The organism is Micromonospora globosa, from assembly GCF_000717585.1.
In the GTDB taxonomy this organism is placed as follows: Bacteria; Actinomycetota; Actinomycetes; order Mycobacteriales; family Micromonosporaceae; genus Micromonospora; species Micromonospora aurantiaca.
Map to the genome: position 1 here is coordinate 66,981 of NZ_JNZR01000019.1, position 23,540 is coordinate 90,520.

General features: G+C 74.3%; 20 protein-coding genes. 9 read left to right on the plus strand and 11 right to left on the minus strand.

Annotated elements, in window-relative coordinates; all coding sequences use genetic code 11:
* Nucleotides 1-52: 52 nt before the first annotated feature.
* Entirely contained in the window at nt 53-880 is an 828-nt protein-coding gene (locus IF06_RS0118805; protein WP_030272540.1) for a hypothetical protein, read from the plus strand.
* Between the two features lie 118 nt (nt 881-998).
* Nucleotides 999-2,756 (plus strand): DEAD/DEAH box helicase, encoded by a 1,758-nt coding sequence (locus IF06_RS0118810; protein WP_013476604.1) that lies wholly within the window; start codon nt 999-1,001, stop codon nt 2,754-2,756.
* 102 nt (nt 2,757-2,858) lie between these two features.
* On the opposite strand, the gene lon is transcribed toward IF06_RS0118810, so the two are convergent.
* A complete protein-coding gene (gene lon / locus IF06_RS0118815) occupies nt 2,859-5,195 on the minus strand; it encodes an endopeptidase La (protein ID WP_030272542.1) in 2,337 nt (778 codons plus the stop codon).
* A 234-nt stretch (nt 5,196-5,429) separates the two neighbouring features.
* On the opposite strand from lon, the gene IF06_RS0118820 reads away from it, so the two are divergent.
* The gene (locus IF06_RS0118820; RefSeq protein ID WP_013286585.1) at nt 5,430-5,777 is read left to right on the plus strand and encodes a histone-like nucleoid-structuring protein Lsr2; all 348 of its coding nucleotides are present in this window, start codon (nt 5,430-5,432) and stop codon (nt 5,775-5,777) included.
* 206 nt (nt 5,778-5,983) lie between these two features.
* Here the strand turns inward: IF06_RS0118820 and IF06_RS0118825 are convergent, their stop codons facing one another.
* Nucleotides 5,984-7,246: a hypothetical protein gene (locus IF06_RS0118825; protein ID WP_036311104.1), complete on the minus strand. Its 1,263-nt coding sequence runs from the start codon at nt 7,244-7,246 to the stop codon at nt 5,984-5,986.
* 314 nt (nt 7,247-7,560) lie between these two features.
* Nucleotides 7,561-8,427, minus strand: coding sequence for a DUF2726 domain-containing protein (locus IF06_RS0118830; RefSeq protein WP_013286587.1), 867 nt, complete (start codon nt 8,425-8,427; stop codon nt 7,561-7,563).
* A gap of 106 nt (nt 8,428-8,533) precedes the next feature.
* Between IF06_RS0118830 and IF06_RS0118835 the strand changes: the two genes are divergently transcribed.
* A complete protein-coding gene (locus tag IF06_RS0118835; RefSeq protein ID WP_013286588.1) occupies nt 8,534-9,625 on the plus strand; it encodes a DICT sensory domain-containing protein in 1,092 nt (363 codons plus the stop codon).
* A gap of 31 nt (nt 9,626-9,656) precedes the next feature.
* Nucleotides 9,657-10,379, plus strand: coding sequence for a helical backbone metal receptor (locus IF06_RS0118840; RefSeq protein ID WP_013286589.1), 723 nt, complete (start codon nt 9,657-9,659; stop codon nt 10,377-10,379).
* A gap of 24 nt (nt 10,380-10,403) precedes the next feature.
* Here the strand turns inward: IF06_RS0118840 and IF06_RS0118845 are convergent, their stop codons facing one another.
* Nucleotides 10,404-11,102 carry a CBS domain-containing protein gene (locus IF06_RS0118845; RefSeq protein ID WP_030272547.1) on the minus strand — a complete coding sequence of 233 codons (699 nt, stop codon included), beginning with the start codon at nt 11,100-11,102 and terminating at the stop codon, nt 10,404-10,406.
* A 218-nt stretch (nt 11,103-11,320) separates the two neighbouring features.
* Here IF06_RS0118845 and IF06_RS0118850 point away from each other — a divergent pair, with 218 nt between their 5' ends.
* Together IF06_RS0118850 and IF06_RS0118855 are read left to right on the plus strand one after the other, a co-directional pair.
* Nucleotides 11,321-11,902 (plus strand): DoxX family membrane protein, encoded by a 582-nt coding sequence (locus IF06_RS0118850; protein WP_030272549.1) that lies wholly within the window; start codon nt 11,321-11,323, stop codon nt 11,900-11,902.
* Between the two features lie 160 nt (nt 11,903-12,062).
* A complete protein-coding gene (locus IF06_RS0118855; protein WP_013286592.1) occupies nt 12,063-12,431 on the plus strand; it encodes an FKBP-type peptidyl-prolyl cis-trans isomerase in 369 nt (122 codons plus the stop codon).
* 87 nt (nt 12,432-12,518) lie between these two features.
* Here IF06_RS0118855 and IF06_RS32210 read toward each other — a convergent pair whose 3' ends face one another.
* Complete coding sequence (locus IF06_RS32210) at nt 12,519-12,968, minus strand: STAS domain-containing protein (RefSeq protein ID WP_013476599.1); 450 nt, start codon at nt 12,966-12,968, stop codon at nt 12,519-12,521.
* 155 nt (nt 12,969-13,123) lie between these two features.
* On the opposite strand from IF06_RS32210, the gene IF06_RS0118865 reads away from it, so the two are divergent.
* Nucleotides 13,124-14,143, plus strand: coding sequence for an SMP-30/gluconolactonase/LRE family protein (locus tag IF06_RS0118865; RefSeq protein ID WP_030272553.1), 1,020 nt, complete (start codon nt 13,124-13,126; stop codon nt 14,141-14,143).
* Between the two features lie 59 nt (nt 14,144-14,202).
* Here IF06_RS0118865 and IF06_RS0118870 read toward each other — a convergent pair whose 3' ends face one another.
* The 4 genes from IF06_RS0118870 to pdhA all read right to left on the minus strand — a co-directional run bounded on the left by IF06_RS0118870 (nt 14,203) and on the right by pdhA (nt 19,829).
* On the minus strand, nt 14,203-15,474 hold the full coding sequence (locus tag IF06_RS0118870) for a L,D-transpeptidase (protein ID WP_030272561.1): 1,272 nt from the start codon (nt 15,472-15,474) through the stop codon (nt 14,203-14,205).
* A 529-nt stretch (nt 15,475-16,003) separates the two neighbouring features.
* On the minus strand, nt 16,004-17,515 hold the full coding sequence (locus tag IF06_RS34770) for a dihydrolipoamide acetyltransferase family protein (protein WP_030272563.1): 1,512 nt from the start codon (nt 17,513-17,515) through the stop codon (nt 16,004-16,006).
* 110 nt (nt 17,516-17,625) lie between these two features.
* Complete coding sequence (locus tag IF06_RS0118880; protein WP_013476595.1) at nt 17,626-18,630, minus strand: alpha-ketoacid dehydrogenase subunit beta; 1,005 nt, start codon at nt 18,628-18,630, stop codon at nt 17,626-17,628.
* On the minus strand, nt 18,630-19,829 hold the full coding sequence (pdhA, locus tag IF06_RS0118885; protein WP_030272565.1) for a pyruvate dehydrogenase (acetyl-transferring) E1 component subunit alpha: 1,200 nt from the start codon (nt 19,827-19,829) through the stop codon (nt 18,630-18,632). Before pdhA ends, IF06_RS0118880 begins: the two co-directional genes overlap by 1 nt.
* Before the next feature lie 72 nt (nt 19,830-19,901).
* Between pdhA and IF06_RS0118890 the strand changes: the two genes are divergently transcribed.
* On the plus strand, nt 19,902-20,408 hold the full coding sequence (locus IF06_RS0118890) for an Lrp/AsnC family transcriptional regulator (protein WP_013286599.1): 507 nt from the start codon (nt 19,902-19,904) through the stop codon (nt 20,406-20,408).
* 5 nt (nt 20,409-20,413) lie between these two features.
* Here IF06_RS0118890 and IF06_RS0118895 read toward each other — a convergent pair whose 3' ends face one another.
* Nucleotides 20,414-21,394, minus strand: coding sequence for a DNA polymerase domain-containing protein (locus tag IF06_RS0118895; protein WP_030272567.1), 981 nt, complete (start codon nt 21,392-21,394; stop codon nt 20,414-20,416).
* Between the two features lie 34 nt (nt 21,395-21,428).
* Nucleotides 21,429-23,540, minus strand: coding sequence for a hypothetical protein (locus IF06_RS0118900; RefSeq protein WP_030272569.1), 2,112 nt, complete (start codon nt 23,538-23,540; stop codon nt 21,429-21,431).

The following is a 23,540-nucleotide window of genomic DNA, read 5'->3' on the forward strand; positions in this document are numbered from 1 at the left end:
CCGATGACTGACGCGCCTTCTCCGGTGCGCCGGGCGGCGGCAGGGTCGGGGCATGACAGAGATGACTGTGGGCGTACCCCGGCGGTGGGCCGGGTGGGCGCGGACCCGGCACCTGGCCGGGATGGTGGTGGCGATGGTGGCCGGGATGGTGCTGCTCGGGCCGCTGTGGCAGGTGGGCGGGAACCTGCTGGGAGGTGCGGCGGTGCTGGCGCGGCCGGACGTGGCCGCGCTGGTGATGGCGACGAACATGGCGGCGGGCATGGCCGCGTGGATGTGGTACCGGGGGGACGGCCGGGCCGCCACCGCGGAGATGTCGGCGGCCATGTACGTGCCGTTCCTGCTGCTGCTCCCGCCCTGGTGGGCCGGGTGGGTCGGGGACGACACGCTGCTGCTCGGCGGTCACCTGCTGATGGTGCCGGCGATGCTGCTGGTGGCGCTGCGGCACCGGCACACGCCCGCCGCGCCGCCGCGCCGGCACCCGGTCGCCGCGGCCGTGGCGCGCGGGTGGCCCGCCGGGCTGGGGCTGCTCATGACGGTGGACATGTGGTTCGCGCCCAGCGTCTTCGCGCCGTGGACGCTGCTGGTCCTGCCGGCCGGCTACCTGCTGATCGGCACCTGGCGGCGGCAGTGGGGCGACCGGCGCGCGCTGGCGGCGCAGCTCGCCGGGGCGGCCGTGTGGGGCGGCCTGGCGGTCGTGGCGATGATCGCGTCCGCCGACGTCGCCGGGGTGCTCGTCGGGGTGGGCTGGCTCGTCCACGCGGCCTGGGACGGCTGGTACCACCGCACCGGCGCGGTGGTACCGCGCGGGTACGCGCTGTGGTGCGCGGTGTTCGACGTCGGAGTGGGCCTCACCACGCTGCTGGCCGTCCTGTCCCGGTGATCCGGCGGGGGCACGGGGCCACGCCGGATCACCCGGAGGGGACGGCACACAGGTGGCGCGGCGAACGTTTGACCCGGTCGCCGCGACCGCCGCGCGGCGGTGATGAAAAGCTTGTCGCATGAACGCCGCACCGACCCCGACCGACCCCGCCCTTCCCGCCGACGCCGAGGACGGCATCGCCTTCGCCGATCTCGGGCTGCGCACCGAGTTGCTGGGCGCGCTGTCCGCGCTCGGTTACGAGGAACCGACGCCGATCCAGCGGGAGGCCATCCCCCCGTTGCTGGCCGGGCAGGATCTGCTGGGCCAGGCGGCGACCGGTACGGGCAAGACCGCCGCGTTCGCGCTGCCGCTGTTGCAGCGGATGCCGGTGGGGCGGGCCGAGGGCGACCCGGTGTCGCTGGTGCTGGTGCCGACGCGGGAGCTGGCCGTGCAGGTCTCCGAGGCGTTCCACCGCTACGGCAAGGACCTGGGCGCCCGGGTGCTGCCGATCTACGGCGGGCAGCCGATCGGCCGGCAGCTGCGTGCGCTCGACCACGGGGTGGACGTGGTGGTGGCGACGCCCGGCCGGGCGCTGGACCACATCGCCCGGGGCACGCTGCGGTTGGGCGCGCTGAGCACGGTGGTGCTGGACGAGGCGGACGAGATGCTCGACATGGGCTTCGCCGAGGACATCGAGGCGATCCTGGAGCACGCCCCGGCCGGCCGGCAGACGGTGCTGTTCTCGGCCACCATGCCGGCCCGGATCGACGGGCTGGCCCGGCAGCACCTGACCGACCCGGTCCGCATCCGGATCGAGCGGGAGCGGCCGGTCGCCGGGGAGGCGCCCCGGGTGCGGCAGAGCGCGTACATCGTGGCCCGGGCGCACAAGCCGGCCGCGCTGGGCCGGGTGCTGGACGTGGAGTCGCCCACCGCGGCGATCGTGTTCTGCCGCAGCCGGGAGGAGGTGGACCGGCTCACCGAGACGATGAACGGCCGGGGCTACCGGGCCGAGGCGCTGCACGGCGGGATGAGCCAGGAGCAGCGGGACCGGGTGATGGGCCGACTGCGCGCCGGTACGGCGGACCTGCTGGTCGCCACCGACGTGGCCGCCCGTGGCCTGGACGTCGAGCAGCTCACCCACGTGGTCAACTACGACGTGCCGTCCGCCCCGGAGTCGTACGTGCACCGGATCGGGCGGGTCGGCCGGGCCGGGCGGGAGGGTGTGGCGATCACGCTCGCCGAGCCGCGTGAGCACCGGATGCTCAAGACCATCGAGCGAGTCACCGGCCAGCGGATCGCCATCGACAAGATCCCCACTGTCGCGGACATGCGTACCCGGCGGCTGGAGCTGACCCAGGGCGCGCTGCGGGAGAGCCTGCTGGAGGACGACCTTGACCCGTACCGGGCGATCGTGGAGTCGCTCACCGACGAGTTCGACCTGGTCGAGGTGGCGCTGGCGGCGGTGAAGCTGGCGCACGAGGCGACGTCGCCGGGCTCGGACGACGAGGAGGAGATCCCGCAGGTTCCGGTCCGGGGTCCGCGCGAGGGCCGCCCGGAGGCCGGCGGGCGGGGTGAGCGCCGGGGTCCGGCGCGCCCGCGTACCGGCGGCACCACCCAGGTCTTCATCGGTCTGGGCCGCCGGGCCGGGGTACGGCCGCAGGACCTGGTGGGCGCGATCACCGGGGAGACCCGGATCAGTGGCCGGGACATCGGCTCGATCGAGATCGCCGACCGGTTCTCGCTGGTCGAGGTGCCGCAGGGGGTCGCCGACGAGATCATCGCGGGGCTGCGCGGCACCACCATCAAGGGACGCAAGGCCACAGTGCGACGGGACCGGGACGGCGACGGGCCCGGTGAGCGCCGCGACCGGGGCTACGAGCGGCGCGACCGCCGCTGAGCCCGGCGCGACCGGCTTCCGTGCCGGCCGGCGTGGAGACCACAGCGGGCGGACACGACGGCGCCCCGGCCACCGTGCGTACGGTGGCCGGGGCGACGGTCGTCAGGCCGCGGCGAGCGCCGGACCGTCCAGCGACTCCGTGCCGATCTCGACCGGGCGCAGCGCCAGTGCGAGCACGTCCGCCACGTCGGACAGGGTGTGCACGGTCAGCGCCTCCCGCACCTCGGCCGGCAGGTCGTCCAGGTCCGGCTCGTTGCGCTTCGGGATGATCACCTCGGTGAGGCCGGCCCGGTGCGCGGCGAGCAGCTTCTGCTTCACGCCGCCGATGGGCAGCACCCGGCCGGAGAGCGTCACCTCGCCGGTCATCCCGAACTCGGGCCGCACCGGCCGCCCGGTCACCAGTGAGGCCAGCGCGGTCACCATGGTGATGCCGGCGCTCGGGCCGTCCTTGGGCACCGCGCCCGCCGGGACGTGCAGGTGGATCCGCCGCCCGGCCAGCGCGTTCGGGTCCAGCCCGTAGCGCCGCCCGTTCGACCGCAGGTACGACCACGCGATGTGCGCGGACTCCTTCATCACGTCGCCGAGCTGGCCGGTGAGCGTCAGCCCCGGCTCACCCTCCATCGTGGTGGCCTCGATGAACAGCACGTCGCCACCGGCGCCGGTGACCGCGAGTCCGGTCGCCACGCCGGGTACTGCGGTCCGTTCGGCCGACTCCGGGGTGAACTTGGGCCGGCCCAGGTAGCGGGCCAGGTTGCCGGCGTCGACGTGCACCGGCGCGGAGTCCGTGGCGAGCGCGACCGCGACCTTGCGCAAGATCTTGGCGAGAGCGCGTTCGAGCTGCCGAACGCCGGCCTCCCGGGTGTACTCACCAGCGATCAGCGCCAGCGCCTCGTCGGCGACTGTCACCTCGTCGGTGGTCAGCCCGGCCCGTTCCCGCTGCTGGGGCAGCAGGTGGTCCCGGGCGATGGCGACCTTCTCGTCCTCGGTGTAGCCGTCCAGCGCGACCAGCTCCATCCGGTCCAGCAGCGGGCCGGGGATCGCCTCGACCACGTTGGCGGTGGCCAGGAACAGCACGTCGGACAGGTCGAGGTCGACCTCCAGGTAGTGGTCGCGGAACGTGTGGTTCTGCGCCGGGTCGAGCACCTCCAGCAGGGCCGCCGCCGGGTCGCCGGAGTAGCCGGCGGCCAGCTTGTCGACCTCGTCGAGCAGCACGACCGGGTTCATCGAGCCGGCCTCGCGCAGCGCCCGCACGATCCGGCCGGGCAGCGCGCCCACGTAGGTGCGCCGGTGACCGCGGATCTCCGCCTCGTCCCGGACACCGCCGAGGGAGACGCGGACGAAGTTGCGGCCCAGCGCCCGGGCGACCGACTCGCCGAGGCTGGTCTTGCCGACACCGGGCGGACCGGCCAGGGCCAGCACCGCGCCGGAACCGCGTCCGCCGACCACGCCGAGGTTGCGCTCCGCGCGCCGGTTGCGCACCGCGAGGTACTCCAGGATGCGGTCCTTCACGTCGGCCAGGCCGGCGTGGTCGGCGTCGAGCACGGCCCGGGCCGCGGCCAGGTCCATGTTGTCCTGGGTACGCGTGTTCCACGGCATCTCCAGGACGGTGTCCAGCCAGGTACGGATCCAGCCCGCCTCGGGTGAGGCGTCGCTGGCCCGCTCCAGCTTGCCGACCTCGCGCAGCGCCGCCTCGCGGACCTTCTCCGGCAGGTCGGCGGACTCCACCCGGGAGCGGTAGTCGGCGGAGCCGTCCGGCTCGTCCTCGCCGAGTTCCTTGCGGATCGCGGCGAGCTGCTGGCGGAGCAGGAACTCGCGCTGGGACTTCTCCAGCCCTTCGCGGACGTCGCTGTTGATCTGCTCGGTGACCTCCTGCTCGGCGAGGTGTTCCTTCACCCAGCCGACGAGCAGTTCCAGCCGGGCGGTGACGTCCGGCGCGGCGAGCAATTCGGTCTTCTGCGTCAGGCTGAGCCAGGGCGCGTAACCGGCCGAGTCGGCCAGCTCGGACAGGTCGGTCATCCGCTCCATCGCGTCGATCACCTGCCAGGCGCCGCGCTGCTGCAGCACCGAGGTCATGAGCGCGCGGTACTCGCGGGCGAGTTCGCGGGCGCGGCCCGCCGGTGCGGGTTCGTCGAGTTCGGTCGCCTCGACCCAGAGCGCGGCGCCGGGACCGGGCACGCCGGAGCCGATGCGGGCGCGGGTGAGACCGCGGACGACCGCCGCCGGTTCGCCGCTGGGCAGCCGGCCCACCTTCTCGATCGTGGCTACCACGCCGACGGAGCCGTACTCGCCGTCGAGGCGGGGTACGGCCAGGAGTTCCTTGTCGCCGGTGGCGCGGGCCGCGTCGACGGCGGCCTGGGTGGTCGGGTCGAGGGTCACCGGGATGACCATCCCGGGCAGCAGGACGGCGTCGGTCAGTGGGAGTACCGGAAGAGTTGCCATCGAACACCTGCCATCACGTTGGTTGAGCGTGTCTGGCTCAAGTAACAAAACGTGCCCCTTGTTCCGGGTTGTGACCCACGCCACTACGAAGCGCCGCGTTCCCGCGCTCCGCACCCAATGGCGGCGCCCTTTACCGCGACCCGCCGAATGGAAACAGTCGGCTATTGTTGCGGAATTACCGCGCGGTAGGTCAAACTCTTAGCCACACCCCGCCCGACACAGGGAGTAATGGCGATGGCAAGGAAAGTAATCACCGTTCTGACCGACGACCTCGACGGCGGAAAGGCCGATCGGACCGTCGAGTTCAGCCTGGACGGCGTGGCGTACACGATCGACGTCTCCGACGAGAACGCGGGCGTCCTGCGCAAGGCGCTGGATCCGTACATCAGCGCTGGCAGGCGAATCGGCCGGGGAGCGACCGAGGTCGCCCGCGGCGCACGCCGCACCGCCCGGCCGAGCACCTCGGGAATGGACCGCGAGCAGAACCGCGCCATCCGGGAATGGGCCGCCAAGAACGGGTTCGAGATTTCCGAGCGCGGGCGCATCCCGGTGTCGGTGGTCGAGGCGTACAAGAACCGCTGACCGCCACCGGTTCACCGTCGGGCATCCCGGGGTCACGCTGAGAAATCGGCGCGGCCCCGATCGGCTTTCTACGGTCAGCGCTTTTCATCCGGCCGGATACCGCCGGCACGAAATTTCTTCCGGGATCACCTTTCACCGTGCCCGTACGCGGGAACGGCAGCGGCCGCCCGGAGGAGTCCCCCGGACGGCCGCTGCCGTTCGCCCGCTCAGTTGACCCGGATGCGCACCACGTCGATGGCGGGAGTCTGGTTGGCCCGCTCCATCATCGGGATGCGGTGCGAGCCGTCACCGGCCCAGACCGCGCACTGCGCCACGCCCGACTGCGCCAGGCCCGGAATCTGGATCAGCACGTCGTCCGGCTGGTTGCCGCCCCGCCCGTCCTCGGTGGCCACGAAGAAGGCCGGCACGTCCTGCGGGTTCGGAGGCTGCCGGGTGCTGCCGAGCATGCGGCAGGCGGTGTGGAAGTGGCCGCGCACCAGGCCCTGGCCGTTGAGCAGCGAGCTCTCCAGGTAGTAGCCGCCCTGGCCGGCGGCGAGGAAGCGGTCCCGCACCAGGTTCTTGGTGGTGACCCGGAGGGTGAACGGCTGGTTGCGCCGCACCTGGTTCGGGAACTGCGTGATCAGCAGCGACGGGTTGTTCGCCGCGGCGCCCACCTCACCGAACGCGGTGCTCACGCACCGGTTGCCGTTCTGAAAGCCGTCGTGCGCCTGGAGCTGGCTGCCGGAGCAGTCCTTGGCGAGCACGTTCAGGCCGTTGCCGCCACCGTTGTTCTGGCCACCGCCGTTGTTGTTCCCGCCGCCGTTGTTCCCGCCGTTCTGACCGCCGTTGTTGTTGCCGCCGTTCTGGCCCCCGTTGTTGTTGCCGCCGTTCTGACCGCCGTTGTTGTTCCCGCCGTTCTGGCCGCCGTTCTGCGGGGTGTCGGTCACCGCGCACTGGGCGAGCTGGTCCAGGCCCTGCGGGCGCTGGGCGACCCGGCCGATGGCGGTGGCGATCCGGTTGAGCGCCGCGGTCCGCTTGTCCGCGAGCGGACGCAGGATCGCGTTGTTGATGAACTCGCCGCCGTTGCGGCCCTCCGCCGCGAGCCGCCGGTTCGCGTCGGCGATCTGCGACTCCAGCAGCGCCAGGGTGCGGTCCACCTCGGCGCGGGCCTGACCGGGCACCTGCGGCAGCCGGCCCCGGACGTCCGGGCAGGCCACGGTCGGGGTGCCGGCGCCCGCGCCGCCCGCGTTGGTCTGCTGGCACTCGGCCGGCGACATCTGCCCGTCGCCCCAGTGGTTGCGGACCCAGCGGCCGTTCTGCCAGGTACGGGTGGTGCTGCCCTGGCCGTCCGGGGCGGTCGCCCCGGGGCTCGCGGGCACGCAGGACGCCGAGGCGGCGCGGGTGGTCGTCCGCCGGTCCTGGGCGGACGAGATCTGGGTGACGGCGACGATGCCGCCGAAGACCGCGAGCGTGCCGACAACCGCCAGCATCCGCTTGCTCCGCGCGTTACCGGATGACCGGCGCGCCCGTGTGGACCTGCGCATCGAATTGCTCTCCTTCACGATCCGGTAGTTGACTGGTGATCCCGGCGGACCGACGAATTCGGGGTGTGAGATCACTGCGACGCTCAGTCGCGCGTCAATGGCCGACGATGCCCTTTCCGCACCGTCTCCGCGCCGTCCGGGCGCGGCGGGGAAGATCTGCGTCCATTCCCGATGAGGTACGGAGCGCCGTCGGCGAAGGTTCAACCGGAGATCGGAAAAAAATCGAAAAGTCGCCGTCCTCGCCGGCGAGGACGGACGGCTCAGTCGGCGCAGAGGTGATCGAAGGCGAACCCGCCGTCGAAGGAGTCCCGCCGGGCGGCCAGCGCGCGTACCCGCCGGAGAAGCTCGTCGCGGTCCAGCAGGGACGGCGCGGCACCGTCGAGGTCACGCAACCGCTCCCCCAGCGCCACAGCCGCCAGGTCCTCGGCGAGCCGCCCCGGGTCGACGCCGCAGGAGAAACCGCGCGAGGTCAGCCGTACCCGCTCCAGCAGGCAACGGCCGGGCCGCACCTCGGCCCAGGCCCAGCCCTCCGCCGGACCGTCGGTCCAGCGCACGTGCAGGCCGCGCACGATCGGGTCGGCGATCCGGCCCGCCACGTACGCCTCGACCGCCTCGACCCGGGCCAGCGCGCCCAGGTCGTTCACCGGTCCGCGCCGGCCGTCCGGCAGCCGGCCGATGATGTCCCGGAAGCCGACCGTGTCACCGCCGTCCGGGTCGGTGCCGTCGGCGTAGGCCCGCGCGTCCAGCACGTACTCGACGAACCGGCGGACCTGCTCCGCGCCGCCCAGCGTCGGCGACTCGACGCGCACCAGCGGCAGGCCGACGGCGACGCAGACCGCGTCGGTCAGCCGTTCGGACCGTCGCGCGGCCGATCCGTCGGGGGCGGGCACGGTGAACCGCACCGCGAAACGCGGCAGCCCGGTGTCGGCCGCGCAGACCACCAGGTCGAGCGACGCCCGCCCGGCGGTGCTCCACTGGCTGCCGGTGACCCCGGGCGGGCGGCCCTGCACCAGGTCGCCGAGCCGCCGCCCGGTGTGGCCGAGGTGGCCGGCACGGACCAGGGACGGCGCGGCGCCGGGCGGGATCGGCCGCAGCCAGGAGGCGGTCACGCTGCCTGTGCTCGTCATCTCGCCCCGATCCCCCTCGTCCGGTCGACGCCCGAGTGTAGGCCGTGCGGCACGACCGGTCCGGCCGACCGGTGCGCTACCGCGCCCGTCCCTCTAGGCTCTGCCCGTGCCCAGCGGACGGACCCCGGAACAGTTCACCAAACGCAGTCTCGTCACCGTCTCCCACGCCATCGAACGCGCGGCGCTCGCCGAGGCCGAGGACGGCCCGCTCGTCGTGCTCGCGCTGTTCCAGCGGCTGCCGTACTTCGCCCGGGAGCGCGAGGTCTACCGGCGCATCGCCGGCCGCGCCGCCGTGACGGTGGTGGCGATGGTCGGCGGACCGCCGCCCGACCTGCCGGACGGTACCTACGGCGTGGCGCTGGACGAGGCGGAGGCGCTTGCCCGGGAGTGGACGGTGGTGGCGCTGAGCCCGCGTTTCGGCGCCACACTCGTCGCGCACGACCGGGCCGAGGTGGCGCCCGCGCCGACGCTGGAGTCCGGCCGGCTGTTCGAGGGACGCTGGGGCTTCCGCCGCGACGAGGCGCTGCACGAGGCGATCCGGCTGCGCGAACAGCTCGCCGAGCGGCTGCCCGCCGCGGCGCGTACCGCGCTGGACGAGGCGATCGCCCGGGTGCGGGACATCCCGGCCGGGCCGGGCGAACCGCGTGCCGAGGCGGCGCTGCGGCTGCTGGCCCGCCGCGGCGACCGGAACAACCAGCCGGTCGAGCCGGCCGAGACGATGCTGGACGAGCCCGGCCTGGCCCGGTGGTCCGGCGCGGACGGGGTGACCGCCTCCGGCACGCTGCCGGTGGCGCTGGTCGGCCTGCGGGTGGACGCGCCGCCCGGCTCGCCGGAACGCTTCGGCCGCCGCGGCGTCGCCCGCGAGGGACACGCCGTGCTCACCGCGATCACCGCCGTGCTGCGGCCGGTCGACCGCGCGCTGCGCGTCACCGAGAACGAGTTCCAGCTCCTCCTGCCGGGGCTCGACGAACCGGCCGCGCTGGAGGTGGTACGCCGGCTGCACGACGCGATCGGCGCGTTGGCCCGGTCGTACCCGTTCATGGCGTACACAGTGCACGCGGCGGTCGGGGTGACCACCCGGCGGCCGCTGCCCACCGCGGACCTGCGCGCCGCAGTCGACTGGGCGGTACGCAAGGGCCTGCCGGTGGCGGGCCTGCCGCCGGAGACCGCCGACGCCGTGACCGCGGCGGCCCGCTGACCGGCGGTCCGGCTCAAGGGGAGGAGACGCGGTGCGGGTGGTGTCGCTGGTGCCGTCGCTGACCGAGGCGGTCGCGGCCACCCGCCCGGAGGCGCTGGTCGGCGCGACCGACTGGTGCACCCACCCGGCCGGGCTGGACGTCGCCCGGGTCGGCGGGACGAAGTACCCGGACCTGGACCGGGTGCTCGCCCTGGAGCCGGACCTGGTGCTGCTCAACGAGGAGGAGAACCGGCTGGCCGACGCCGAGGCGCTGCGCGCGGCCGGGGTGCCGGTCCGGGTCACCTTCCCGCGTACCGTGCCGGAGGCCCTCGACCAGCTCGGTGAGCTGGTCGACGCGCTCGGCGCGCCGGCCGAGCCGCAGTGGCTGCGCGAGGCCCGCCGTGCCTGGGCCGCACTGCCCGCGCCGGGACGCGTCCGCACCGCCGTGGTGCCGGTGTGGCGACGGCCGTGGGTGGTGCTGGGGCGGGACACGTTCGCCGGGGACGTGCTGGCCCGGCTCGGTGTGCGCAACGGCTGGGCCGACGACGCGGAACGCTATCCCCGGCCGAGCCTGGACGAGCTGCGCGCCCGGGCGCCGGAACTGGTGGTGCTGCCCGACGAGCCGTACCGGTTCACCGCCGACGACGGGCCGGAGGCGTTCCCCGGTGTGCCGGCGGCGCTGGTGTCCGGCCGGCACCTCACCTGGTACGGGCCGTCGCTGGCCGAGGCCCCCGCGCTGCTGGCCGCCCAGCTCGCCACCGAGGGCCCCACCTGACCGGCGGGGCCCGGGTGGCGACGCTCAGGCGACCGGGGTGGCGTGCACCGGGTCCAGCTCCATCAGCGTGGTGTCGTCCACGTCGTACCCGATCGCGTTGTGCACCGCGACCACGCCCGCGACCTGGGTGGCGAGACGGCCGGCCAGCTCGACGGCGCTACGCCGGTCCAGCCGCCCGTCCATGGTGACCTCGCCGCCGCGGACCTGGACCGTGACCAGGCCGTCGCGCACCGACAGGACCCGCCGCAGCACCTCGTGCACGACCTCCTCGCGGATCTCCGCGTCGGAACGCAGGTGCACGCGCAGCAGGTCACCGCGGGTGACGATGCCGGCGAGCCGGCCCAGGTCGTCCAGCACCGGGAGCCGCTTGACGGCCTCGTGGTCCATCAGCCGGGCGGTCGCCGCGAGCGACGCCCGCTCGTGGGTGGTGACCGCGGGCGCGGTCATCAGGTCCCGGGCGACGAGCGCGCCCGCCTTCTCCCTCGCGGTACGGCGGCGCCGTCCCTCGAAGACCCGCCGCTCGTCCGGGTGGCCGGACCGCTCCACCTTGTGCAGCAGGTCCGCCTCGGAGATCACCCCGAGCACCCGGCGGAACGAGTCCACCACCGGCACACCGCTGATCCGCTGCCGCACCAGCACGTCGACGACCTCGCGGTACGGGGTCTCCTCCGTCACCGTGGCGACGTCCCTGGTCATCACGTCGGTAACCTGCCACGTCCTCATCACGACCTCCTCGTGCCGGGTCTCCACCTGCGACGGTAGGCCGCTGGCGTACGGCCTGGTCAGGGGCGGCGGACCGGCTGCGAGGGGCCGACCGGACCGGGTACGGACGGGACCAATGACCCGGTCACGAGGGCACCTCTCGGCCCTGCTCCCGGGCGCCGCGCGGCGGTGGAATGAATGTGCCACCGGGAAGCGCGGTGCGAGGCACAGGAAGGGACGTGGAGACCATGACCGCGACAATCGAGCGGACCCCCGCCGTCAAGCGGACCCCCGCCGCCACCATCGCTCCGGCGGCGCACACCGAGACCACCCGCCAGAAGGCCACCCGGTACGTCTGGGCCGGGCTGCGGCTCGCCCTGGGCTGGGTGTTCCTCTGGGCCTTCCTCGACAAGATGTTCGGCCTCGGCCACGAGACCCCGGCGAAGAACGCCTGGATCAACGGCGGCAGCCCCACCAAGGGCTTCCTCGGACACGCCGTCGAGGGACCGTTCGCGGGCATCTACCAGAACCTGGCCGGCGCGGCCTGGGCGGACTGGCTGTTCATGGTCGGCCTGCTCGGCATCGGTGTCGCCCTGATGCTCGGCATCGGCATCCGGGTCGCCGCCGTCGCGGGCGGTCTGCTCCTGGTCCTGATGTGGACGGCCGTGCTGCCCCCGGCGAACAACCCCTTCATGGACGACCACCTCATCTACGCGGGCCTGCTGGCCGGCCTGGCCCTGGTGGGCGCCGGCAACACCCTCGGCCTCGGCCGGGCCTGGGCGAGGCTCCCCCTGGTCCAGCGTCTCCCCTGGCTGAAGTGACCAGCTCGCCCCGGGGCGGGGGGGGGCGTCGCGCGGCGGCCGCGCCCGCGCCTCTTTCGTGTTCCCGCCACGCCGGTGTGCGGGGACCGGCGCGTATCGGCCGGTCACGATCCGGCAGGATCGACTGTGACCACACCGTCAGCACCGAGGAGACCCGCTCATGGACAAGCCCCAGATCGGCCCGATCGAGGGCGCGCCGCCCGCCGATCTGGTCGTCGAGGACATCACCGTCGGCGACGGCCCGGAGGCCCGCGCGGGCCAGCTGGTGAGCGTGCACTACGTGGGCGTGGCCCACTCGAACGGCCGCGAGTTCGACGCCTCGTGGAACCGGGGTGAGACGTTCGAATTCCCGCTCGGCGGCGGCCAGGTCATCGCCGGCTGGGACCAGGGCGTCGTGGGCATGAAGGTGGGCGGCCGGCGCAAGCTCACCATCCCGCCGCACCTGGGCTACGGCGCCCGGGGCGCGGGCGGCGTCATCAAGCCGAACGAGACGCTCGTCTTCGTGGTGGACCTGCTCGGCGTGCGCTGAGCGCAACGCCGTTCACATCGGGCCGTCGGCTTCCGCGCCGGCGGCCCGGCGTGCGCCCGGGCCGCGTGCGCCCGGGCCGCCGGCCGTTCAGGCCGCGCAGGCCATCAGCTCGTGGGCGCGGCCGGACGGATCCTGGGCGCGGCCGGGCAGGTCCGGCGCGCGGCCGGGCAGGTCCTGGGCGCGGTCGGTGCAGCGCACCGGGAGCACCCGGTGCAGGCCAGTCACCCGCAGCACCCGGGCCACCACCGGGTCGGGGTCGGTGAGCACCAGCTCGCCGCCGCGGGCCCGCACCCGCAGGTGGGTGGCGACGAGCGCGCGGACCCCGGCGGCGGAGAGCAGCCGCACACCGGACAGGTCAACCCGCAGCACCGGCCGGGCCGGCGCCGCCCAGAGCGCCGCCCGGAACGCCGTCACGGAGGCGATGTCGATCTCGCCGACCGGGCGCAGCTCGACCACGTGATCGTGCACGTCCGTCACCACGTGGAAGCGCTCACCGCTGTGTACCATGCGGCCAAACCTACCCGGGCCCACCGACATTTCCGGACCTCGCGGCAGGGGTTCCGGGTAGTGTCCGGGAACCGACCCCGAGCCGTCTCAGGGTCATCCCGCAACCGCCACACCACGTCGCGCGGGAAACGGCGAAACGCCGTCGGGGGCTGCCCAGCGCGACGCCGCCGGGCCACAATGAGCCGATGGTCGTCCCCCGCCCGCGAGCGCCACTGCTGATCCGGCCGGTCCGCGAACCGGCGACGGTGCCGCCGCCGCTCACCGGCCCCTGGTCGCCCGCTGACACCCGGCTCGACCGGGCCGACCTGCTGCCGCTGCCGGCCGGCGGCCACGGCCCGGAGGACGTGGTGGTCGACGGCGACGGCCGGGTGGTCAGCGGCGACGAGGACGGCCGGCTCTGGTGGTGGCCGGCCGACTCCCCGCCCGGCACGCCGCCGACGCTGCTGGCCGAGACCGGCGGACGGCCGCTGGGCATCGAGCGGGATCCGGTCGACGGCGGGCTGCTGGTCTGCGACGCCTACCGAGGGCTGCTGCGGGTCGACCCGGCCGGCCGGGTGCACGAGCTGACCGGGACCGCGCCGCCGGTGCACCTGGCCGACAACGCGGCGGTGGGGCGCGACGGCACCGTCTACTTCACCGACTCGTCCGACCGGTTCCCGCTCTCGCACTGGAAGCGCGACCTGCTGGAGCATCGGCCCACCGGGCGGGTCCTCGCGTACGACAGGCGCACCGGGCGCACCGACGTGGTCGCGGACGGGCTCTACTTCCCCAACGGGCTCGCGCTCACCCCGGACGAGTCGGCGCTGATCCTCGCCGAGACCGCCACCCACCGGCTGCTGCGGGTCGACCTGCCCAGCGGGCGGGCCACGGTGCTCACCGACCTGCCCGCGTACCCGGACAACATCTCCGGCGTCGGCGACGGCACCTACTGGGTCGCGTTGCCCAGCCCGCGGCTGCGGGCCATGGAACGGCTGCTGCCGCATCCCCGGGTCCGGCAGATCGTGGCCCTGCTGCCCGGCGCGGTGCAGCCGCAGCCGCGCCGCTACGGGCTGGTCGCGCTGGTCGACGGCGACGGCCGGGTGCTGCGCACGCTGCACGGCCCGAGCGGGGCGTACCCGATGGTCACCGGTGTGCGGCAGCACGGCCGCCACCTCTGGCTGGGCAGCCTGACCGCCACCGGGGTGGCCCGCGTCGGCCTGGACTGAGCGCGACGGGGCCGGCCCGCGCGGACGCGGGCCGGCCCCGTGGCCGTTCCTCCCCAGGTTCAGCCGCCGCTGTTGCTCCGCGAGGGGGCCGGGGCCGGTGACGACCCGCCAGCCACCGCGCCCGGGTGCGGCGTGGCGCTCTGCGTGGGCTTCAGCCCCGCCGGTACGGGCAGCGCGCTGCCCTTGGCGAACTCGTCCCAGCCGACGTTCCAGGCGGTGAATCCGTTGCCCTGGTCGAGCTTCACCTCGGTGCCCTTGACCGTCACCAGGTCACCGACCTGCGTGAAGCCCATCAGCCAGTCCGCGGCGGTGGCCGAGACGTTGGTGCAGCCGTGCGAGACGTTCGTGCTGCCCTGGTCGCCCTCCGACCACGGCGCCGAGTGGATGAACTCGCCGCCCCAGGTCAGCCGCTGGGCGTCGTCCACGTCGACCACGTAGCCACCGTTGGGCTCACCGCGGGTGTCGAACGTGGTGTGCTCGTGCTTCTCCATGATCACCATGTTGCCGCTCGACGTCGGCGTGCTCGGCTTGCCGAGGCTGACCGGGATCCTCTTGACCACCTTGCCGTCCTGGTAGACGGTCATCTGCTTGGCCTCGTTGTCGATGTCGAGCGTCACCTGCCGGCCGACCTTGGCGCTCGCGACCCGGTCGGAGTCACCGATCGCCTCCTTGCCGATGGGCAGACCCTGCAACGCGCTGCGCACGCTGATCTTCGTGCCCGGCTTCCACCGGTCCGGCGCCCGGTACTCGGCCTGCTTGCCGTCGGCCACCCACGACCAGGTGCCCGGCTGCGGCGGGTCGGTCTTCACGAACAGCCGGCGCTGGACGTCCGCGCGCGCCTCCTTCGGAATCGGCGGGTCGAATCCGAGCACGACCGGCATCGCCGTCCCGTACGTCTGATTCGGCCGGAAATACAATTCGCTGGTGACTGCCGGTTTGGTGGATTTGGCCATTGTCGTGAACGTCGTCTTCTGCGTGGCGGTCCTGCCCGAATCGCCGGTCGCGGTCACCTCCGCGGTGTACGTCCGGGAATTGGCGAGCGGCCGGTCCGGCACCCAGCCGGAGCCGTCCTCACGCGGCTGGGCCGGCACCGCGTTGCCCTTGTCGTCGGTCAGCTTGACGGCTGTCACCTTGCCGTTGCTGACCTTCGTCCCCACCTCCGCGCTGATCGGCACGTCCCGGGTGCGGTCGGCCGGCGTCACGGCGACCGACGGCGGCGCGGCCTCGGCCCGCTTCGTCACCGACTTCGGGCCGGCGGTACACGCGCCGACCGCCAGCGGCGCGGCTGCGACGGTCATCGCGAAAAGCGTCAGTCGGCGCCTCGCAAACATATTTAGCCCCCCATTTCCGAACCCTCTCGCCCACATTCTGTAGGCCTGGGATCGCGCCGTGGCACCTTCGGCGGAATTGCTCGGAAACAGCTGCGCGAATTGTGCCGGACAGGTAATTCCCGTCCCCGGTTGCGCCCCACGCGCCCTCCGCCCGGTTCCCCACCCCCTCACCCACCGCCGGGCGCAGAGCGAGATCTTGGTACGAAACGGCCCCCATAGGGGCACTTTCGTACCAAGATCTCGACCGGTCCCACCCGTCGGAACAACGATCTCGCAAGGGCGGCGCTGGACGCCGCAGGCCGGCCGAGCCCGGCTCTCGTCCGCGCCACCCGCACCGCCGCCGCGCCGCCCGCACCACTGCCGCCGCGCCACCCGCACCACTGCCGCGCGATCTTGCAGTTTCGGCCCTGGAGAAGGGTGCGAATCGGGCACACCGCGGGCCGCAAGTGCAAGATCGCGAGCGGGCGGGCGGCGGGGACGGAAGCGGCCCCGGCTCTCCGTGGGGAGGGCCGGGGCCGGGAGGGCGGGGTCAGACGTTGGCGACCAAGAGGGCGGGCTGCTCGACGCAGTCGGCGACGTGGCGCAGGAAGCCGCCGGCCACGCCACCGTCGCAGACGCGGTGGTCGAAGGTGAGGCTGATCTGGGTCACCTTGCGGACGGCGAGCTGCCCGTCCACCACCCACGGCTTGTCCACGATCCGGCCGACGCCGAGCAGCGCCGCCTCCGGGTGGTTGATGATCGGCGTGGAGCCGTCCACGCCGAACACGCCGTAGTTGTTGAGCGTGAACGTCCCGCCGGTCAGCCGCGCCGGCGGCAGCGTGCCGGCCCGGGCCGCCGCAGTGGTCTCGGCGAGTGCGGCGGCCAGTTCCCGGGTGGTGAGCCGCTGCGCGTCGCGCAGCACCGGCACGACCAGGCCCCGGTCGGTCTGCGCGGCGATGCCCAGGTGTACGCCCGCGGACTGGACGATCCGCTGGCCCTCGGTGTCGACGTGCGCGTTGAGCTGCGGGTACTTCCGCAGGCCGCTGAGGCAGATCCGGGCCAGCAGCGCCAGGATGCTCACCGGCGTGTCAGGGGTGGCCGCGTTGATCGCGGCGCGCGTCTCCAGCAGGCCGGTGGCGTCCACGTCGACCCAGATGGTCACCTCGGGGATCTCCCGCCGGCTGCGGGAGAGCTTGTCGGCGATCACCTTGCGGATGCCGGTGAGCGGGATGACAGTGTCGCCGTCGCCGGCCGGGGCGAGCCCGACGTGCGCGGCCGGGGCGTCCGGCACCGCTGCCAGCCGGGCCGCCGGAGCAGCGGGCGCGGCCACGGCGGCGTCCAGGTCGGCCCGGCGGATCACGCCGCCCGGCCCGGTTCCGCGCAGCGACGCCAGGTCGATGCCGTGCTCCTTGGCCAGCCGCCGCACGATCGGCGAGATGACGAGCGGCGCCGATTGCACGCCGGTCGGTTCCGGCTCAGCCGTGCGGTCCGCCGAGGCGGCCGTGCCGTTCGGAGCCGACAAGCCAGCCGAAACCGAGCCCGCCGGACGCGATGAACCGGCCAGAACCGGGCCGGCCGGAACCGGAGAGCCCGCTGGAGCCTGTGAGCCCGCCGGAGCCGGAGAGCCGGCCGCCGGACCGGACGCCAGGTCCGCCGTGACCGGCGTACCGGGCTCGGGGGCCAGCGCCAGCCGCGGACGGCGCCGCCGCCGACCCGTGCCGCCGTGGCCGGTGCCGTAGCCGATCAGGACGTTGCCGGAACCGGCCCGCTCCTCCTCGCGGTAGGTAGCGTGCGGATCGGGGGCGTCGTCGAGCGGGGCGATGGTGATCAGCGGCTGGCCCACCGGGCGTACCTCACCGGCCGCGCCGTGCAGGGCCACGACCCGTCCGGCGTACGGGCACGGCACGTCGACCACGGCCTTGGCGGTCTCCACCTCGACCACCGTCTGGTCCACTGTGACCACGTCGCCGACTGCGACCCGCCACTCGACGATCTCCGCCTCGCTCAGCCCTTCCCCGAGGTCCGGCAGAAGGAAGTCCCGGTTCCCCACAGCCGTGGTCATGGTGTGCCGGCCGGGCATGCCCTCACGGCCCTCGCTCCGCTCGGTGCGTTCGGTCATGCTGTACCGGCCGGGCATGCCCTCACGGCCCTCGCTCCGCTCGGTGCGTTCGGTCATGCCGCCACCCACCTTGTGTCGGGCTGGTCGTCCCACTGGAGCCGGGCCACGGTGTCCAGCACCCGGTCGACCGAGGGCAGGTGGGTGTGCTCCAGCATCGGCGCCGGGTACGGGATGTCCAGGCCGGACACACGCAGCACCGGGGCGTGCAGGGCGTGGAAGCAACGCTCCTGCACCCGCGCGGCGATCTCCGCGCCGACACCGGCGAAGCCCTGCGCCTCCTGGATCACCACGCACCGGCCGGTACGGCGGACCGAGGCGGTGACGGTGGCGTCGTCGAACGGCACGATGCTGCGGACGTCGACGACCTCCAGGTCCCAGCCCTCCTCGCGGGCGGCCTCGGCGGCGGCGAGCGCGACAGGCACGGCCGGGCCGTACGCGATCAGCGTGGCATCGGTGCCGGGGCGGCGCACCACGGCGGTGCCGATCGGCGCGGTACGGGCCGGCAGATCCGCCTCTGCGCTGGTGAAGTAGAGCTTCTTTGGCTCCAGGAACACCACCGGGTCGGGGTCGTCGATGGCGGCGCGCAGCAGCGAGTACGCGTCGTCCACCGTCGCGGGCGTGACCACCTTCAGGCCGGGGGTGTGTGCGTAGTACGCCTCGGACGAGTCGCAGTGGTGCTCCACGCCGCCGATGCCACCGGCGTACGGCACCCGGATGACGATCGGCACGCTCAGCGCGCCGCGGGTGCGGTTGCGCAGCTTCGCCACGTGCGAGGCGATCTGCTCGAACGCCGGGTACGCGAACGCGTCGAACTGCATCTCGACCACCGGCCGCAGCCCGGACATGGCCAGGCCGACGGCGAACCCGACGATGCCGGCCTCGGCGAGCGGGGTGTCGAAGCAGCGCTTGTCGCCGAACCGGGCCTGAAGCCCGTCGGTGATCCGGAAGACGCCGCCGAGCTGGCCGACGTCCTCACCGAAGACGAGCACCCGGTCGTCGTCGAGCATCGCGTCGGCGAGCGCCGCGTTGAGCGCCTTCGCCATGGTCATGGTGGCCATCAGGCGTCCCCCTCCGCGTCGGCGGCCAGCTCGGCCCGGACCATCTCGCGTTGCTCGACGAGTTGCGGCGTCGGCTCGGCGTACACGTGGTCGAACAGGCTCAGCGGGTCCACCGTCGGCTGGGCGTCCATCCGGCGGCGCAGCGCCGCGGCGTACTCCTCGGCCTCCGCCGCGATGGCCGCGACGGCGGCGTCGTCGAGGGCGCCCTTGGACCGCAGGTACGCCTCGAGCCGGGCGATCGGGTCGCGGTCGCGCCACGCCTCGACCTCGTCGGCGTCGCGGTAGCGGGTCTGGTCGTCGGCGTTGGTGTGCGGTTCCATCCGGTACGTGTGGGCCTCGACCAGGTAGGGGCCCTTGCCGGCGCGGGCGTGCGCGACGGCGCGCTCCAGCACCGCCAGCACGGCCACCGGGTCGTTGCCGTCGACCTGCTCGCTGGGTACGCCGTAGCCGACGCCCTTGTAGGCGAGGCTCGGCGCGGCGGTCTGCCGGGACAGCGGCACGCTGATCGCGTACTTGTTGTTCTGCACCAGGTAGACGACGGGCGCCTTGAACACGGCGGCGAAGTTGATGCCCTCGTGGAAGTCGCCCTCGCTGGTGGCGCCGTCGCCGATGAATGCCAGCGCCACTGTGTCACGCCCCTGGTACGACTCGCCGTAGGCCAGCCCGGCGGCGTGCACGCACTGGGTGGCGAGCGGGGTGCACTGCGGCGCGGTGTGGGTGGCGGCGGGGTCGTACCCGCAGTGCCAGTCGCCGCGCAGCAGCGTGAGCACCTCGACCGGGTCGAGGCCGCGCGCGGTCAGTGCCATCGACTCGCGGTAGGTGGGGAACACCCAGTCGGTGTCGCGCAGCGCGAGGACGCCGCCGATCTGGCACGCCTCCTGGCCGCGGGCGGACGGGTAGACGGCGAGGCGGCCCTGCTTGGTGAGCGCGGTGGCCTGCACGTCGAAGCGGCGGCCGACGACCATCCGCCGGTACATCTCGCGCAGCGTCTCGACCGGCGGCTCCGGGTAGTCGTCGCGGGCCGGCAGCGGAGTCCCGTCGGGTTCGAGCAGCCGGACCGGTTCCCGCTGCGGCATGAAGCCGGCCGACGGGTCGGGTGCGGCCGGGGTGGGCTTCCGGCGGGTGCGCGGGGATGCCCTGCGGACCGCCTGGGGTGTGGTCGTCACGGCGGGGACCTCCTGGACGTGTGGTGGCCCTATGCTCCCGGTCGTGGATGATTGACTCAACATCCGGGATGAACGCGGGACGAATGGCACAGGAGGGCGGCTGAGGTGAGCCAGGAGACCGGCGCCACACCGGGCGCGGCGGGCGGAACGGGACGTTCGGCCGGGCCGCTCGACGAGGTCGACCGGCGGATCCTGCGCGAGCTGGTCCGCGACGCCCGGACGTCCATCCGTACGCTCGCCGAACGGGTGCACGTCTCCCGCACCAACGCGTACGCCCGGGTGGAGCGGCTGCTGCGCGACGGGGTGCTGACCGGGTTCACGGCGCGGGTCGCGCCGGAGCCGGCCGGGCTGGGCACGTCGGCGTACATCGCGCTCACCATCGAGCAGAACACCTGGCGGGAGGTCTCCGCCGAGCTGGCCCGGGTGCGCTACATCGAGCACGCGGCGTTGCTCAGCGGCGAGCACGACGTCCTCGCGCTGGTCCGGGCGCCGGACAACGCGACGTTGCGGGACGTGGTGCTGGACCGGGTGCAGAGCATCGCCGGGGTGCTGTCCACGCGTACCTGGCTGGTGTTCGAGGAGTTCGACGGCACGCAGAGCCCCTGGGACTGACCGCCTCAGCGTTCCGGCGGCGACTCCAGCCCTTCCGCGTCGGCCCGCTCCAACAGCGCTTCCAGCGAGTACCGCCGCCCGTCCAGCCCGGCGTGCGGGTCGCCAAGCTCGGCGAACCGCTCGGGCATGCTGAGCACGTCGAAGTCCTCCGGGCGGGCGTCGTCCAGCTCGGACCACTCCAGCGGTGCCGAGACCAGCGCCGCGGGCGTCGGCCGGATCGAGTACGCCGACGTCATGGTGTGGTCACGGGCCATCTGGTTGTAGTCGACGAAGACCGGCCGGTCCCGCTGGTCGCGCCACCAGGTGGTGGTGACCAGGTCGGGCAGGCGGCGCTGCATCTCCCGGCCCAGCGCCAGGACCGCTCGCCGGCACTCGCCGAAGCTCCAGCGCGGCTCGATCGAGACGTAGACGTGGATGCCGCGCCCGCCGGTGGTCTTCGGGAAGCCCTCCAGGCCCAGCTCGGTGAGGTACGCGCGCACCTCGTGCGCCACCGGCACCACCTGCGCGAAGTCCACGCCCGGCATCGGGTCGAGGTCGATGCGCAGCTGGTCGGGGTGTTCCACGTCGTCCTTCGACACCGGCCACGGGTGGAACCGCAGCGTGCCCAGGTTGGCCGCCCAGATCACCACCGCCAGCTCGCTCGGGGCGACCTCGTCGGCGGTACGGCCACTGGGGAACGTGATGTGCGCGGTGCGGACCCAGTCGGGCGCACCGGCCGGGAGCCGCTTCTGGTAGAACGCGTCGCCCTTGTTGGTCTGCCGGGTGGCGACCTTCGCGCCCTCGAACACGCCGCGCGGCCAGCGTTCCAGCATGGTCGGCCGGTCCCGCAGCGCGCGCAGGATGCCGTCGCCGACGGACAGGAAGTAGCTGACCACGTCCAGCTTGGTCAGCCCGCGCTCCGGGAAGTAGGGCTTGTCGGGGCTGGAGACGCGGACCAGCCGCTCCCCCACCTGGATCTCCTGCGCCGCCGTGGTCGCCACCGTCACACCGTAGCGATCCGGCCCGGCCGTGGGGACCGGCTCACCGGGACTCCGCCGTCACCGACAGCCGGATCCAGGCGTCCACCCAGGCCCGTACCGCCGGTTCGCCGGGGTCGGCGCCGAGCGTCCCGGCCAGGCCGGACAGGGCCGCGCCGCAGCGGTCCAGGCCGACTCCGCCGAGCGCGGCGGCCGTCGCGCGCAGTCGCTCCGGGAACCCGGCCGGCAGGTGCCGCAGGCCGGTGTGCGCGGCCTGCGCGAGCAGCGCCGACGCCGTACCGAGCGCCGCGGCGACCGGGTCGGGCCGGGCGTCGACCGCGCCGGTCAGCCGGCCGTCGCCCACCCCAGGTGCCAGATCGGGTACGACCACCGCGTCGGCGACCACCGCCAGCGGCTCGACGACGAGCCCGTCGGCGCCCCGGCGGACCGTCCCGCTGATGTAGCGCGGCGGCCCGTGTGTGCCGTCCAGCGCCGCCGCGAGCGCGTCGAGTGCACCAGGGGCGGCGGCGTGGTGGGTCGCGGTGACGGTCGCCGTGCCGCCGTCGACCCCGGTCACCGTGGCGTGCAGGCGCTGCTCGCCGGCCGCGTACCCGATGGCGCGCACCTCGCCGAGCGCGAGCACCCGCACCGACTCGGCGGCGGTGCGGGGACGCAGCAGCCGGGGTGGCCGCCCGGCCAGCTCGGCGGCGAGCGCGTCCGGGTCGCGGGCGAGCAGGCCGGGCGGCAGGCCGGACCACTCCCCCGCGCCGGGCGTGACCGTGGTGCGGGCCAGCCGACCGGCGGCGATCCGGAGCCGGTGCGCGGCGCTGCGCACCGCCGACTCGGAGACCACGTTGCCGGTGGCGAGCGCGCCGAGCGTGGCGCCGGTGACGCGCCGCCCGGCCAGCTCGTGCCCGGTGGGCGGGCCGTCCTCGGTGACCGGGTAGGCGCGGCGCAGCACCAGCACCGAGACGGCCGCCGGGTGGGCAAGCACCACGTCCACGCCCACCTCGCCTCCACTGCACCGGACCCGGGCACCGAGGCCGGTCAGCCGTACCCGCCGCAGCGGCGTCTCCGCCGGCTCGTGGGTGCCCAGCACACGCTCCACCGGGGTGGCGCCCGCGTTCACCACCGCGCGCCGCCGCGCGGGCAACTCGGCGAGCAGGTCGGCGAACGTCTCCGGCCGGTACCGGGCGCCGCGCGCCGCGTACGCCTCCAGTTGCCCGGCCAGGTCCTCGACGGCGAGCAGCGGCCAGCGCAGACCGGCCGCGTCGAGGTCACGCCGGGTCGCCGCCAGCCGGGCGTCCACGCCGGAGCCCAGGTGCGCGGCCCCGGTCAGCAGCACGTCGCCGGCCAGCGCGACCGCCGCGTCCAGCGTCGGATGCTCCGTGACGGTGGCGGTTCCGCCGACGCGTACCTGCGCCTCCGGACGGTCCGGGTGTTCCCGGTCGGCCGCCCGGCACGCCCACACGGCGAGCGCGACCGCCTCACCGCCGTCGTCGGCCGCGTCGCCGCGCGCGTACCCGATCTGGCGGGGCACCAGGAATCGGACCGTGCCGGTGGGCAGCTCCACGCGCGGGACCGGGTCGGCGGTGTCCGGCCGGTGGACCACAGCGGCGTAGCCGCGCCGCAACCGCCGTCGCGCGGCGGTGAGCGCCGGGGCGCCGATCGCGGCGGCCAGTTCCTCGTCGGTGACGTCGCCCGGCGACCACCGCCACGGCTCGCTCCCGGCTGCGGCGCCCTCCCGGCCCGGCGCCGCGACCCGGCCCGGCCCGGCCGCATTGCCCGGCGCAGCCTCCTGGTCCCGCGACGCGCCGGGGCCCGGAGCCTGCCCGCCTGGATCGGCGTGCCGGCCCGGCGCGGCATCCGTGTCCGGTGCGGCCCCCCCGTCCGGGGCGTCGGCGTGCGTGCGCTGGTAGGTCAGCACGACGGCGAGCAGGTGCCGGCACACGCCGGGCGCCGGGCAGGAGCAGATCCCGGCCGCGAGGCCGCCGCCCACGGGCAGCGTCACGGTCACCCCGTCCGGGTACGCGGCACGCACCGCGCCGTCGGCGTCCTCGGTGAGCGCGGGCCGCTCACCGGCGTCGACCTCCTTCGTGGCGCGCTTCACCAGGCCCCTGTTGCTCAGCGCGGCCAGCACGTCCGGGGTGAGCGCGATCAGGTCGTCACGGATCAT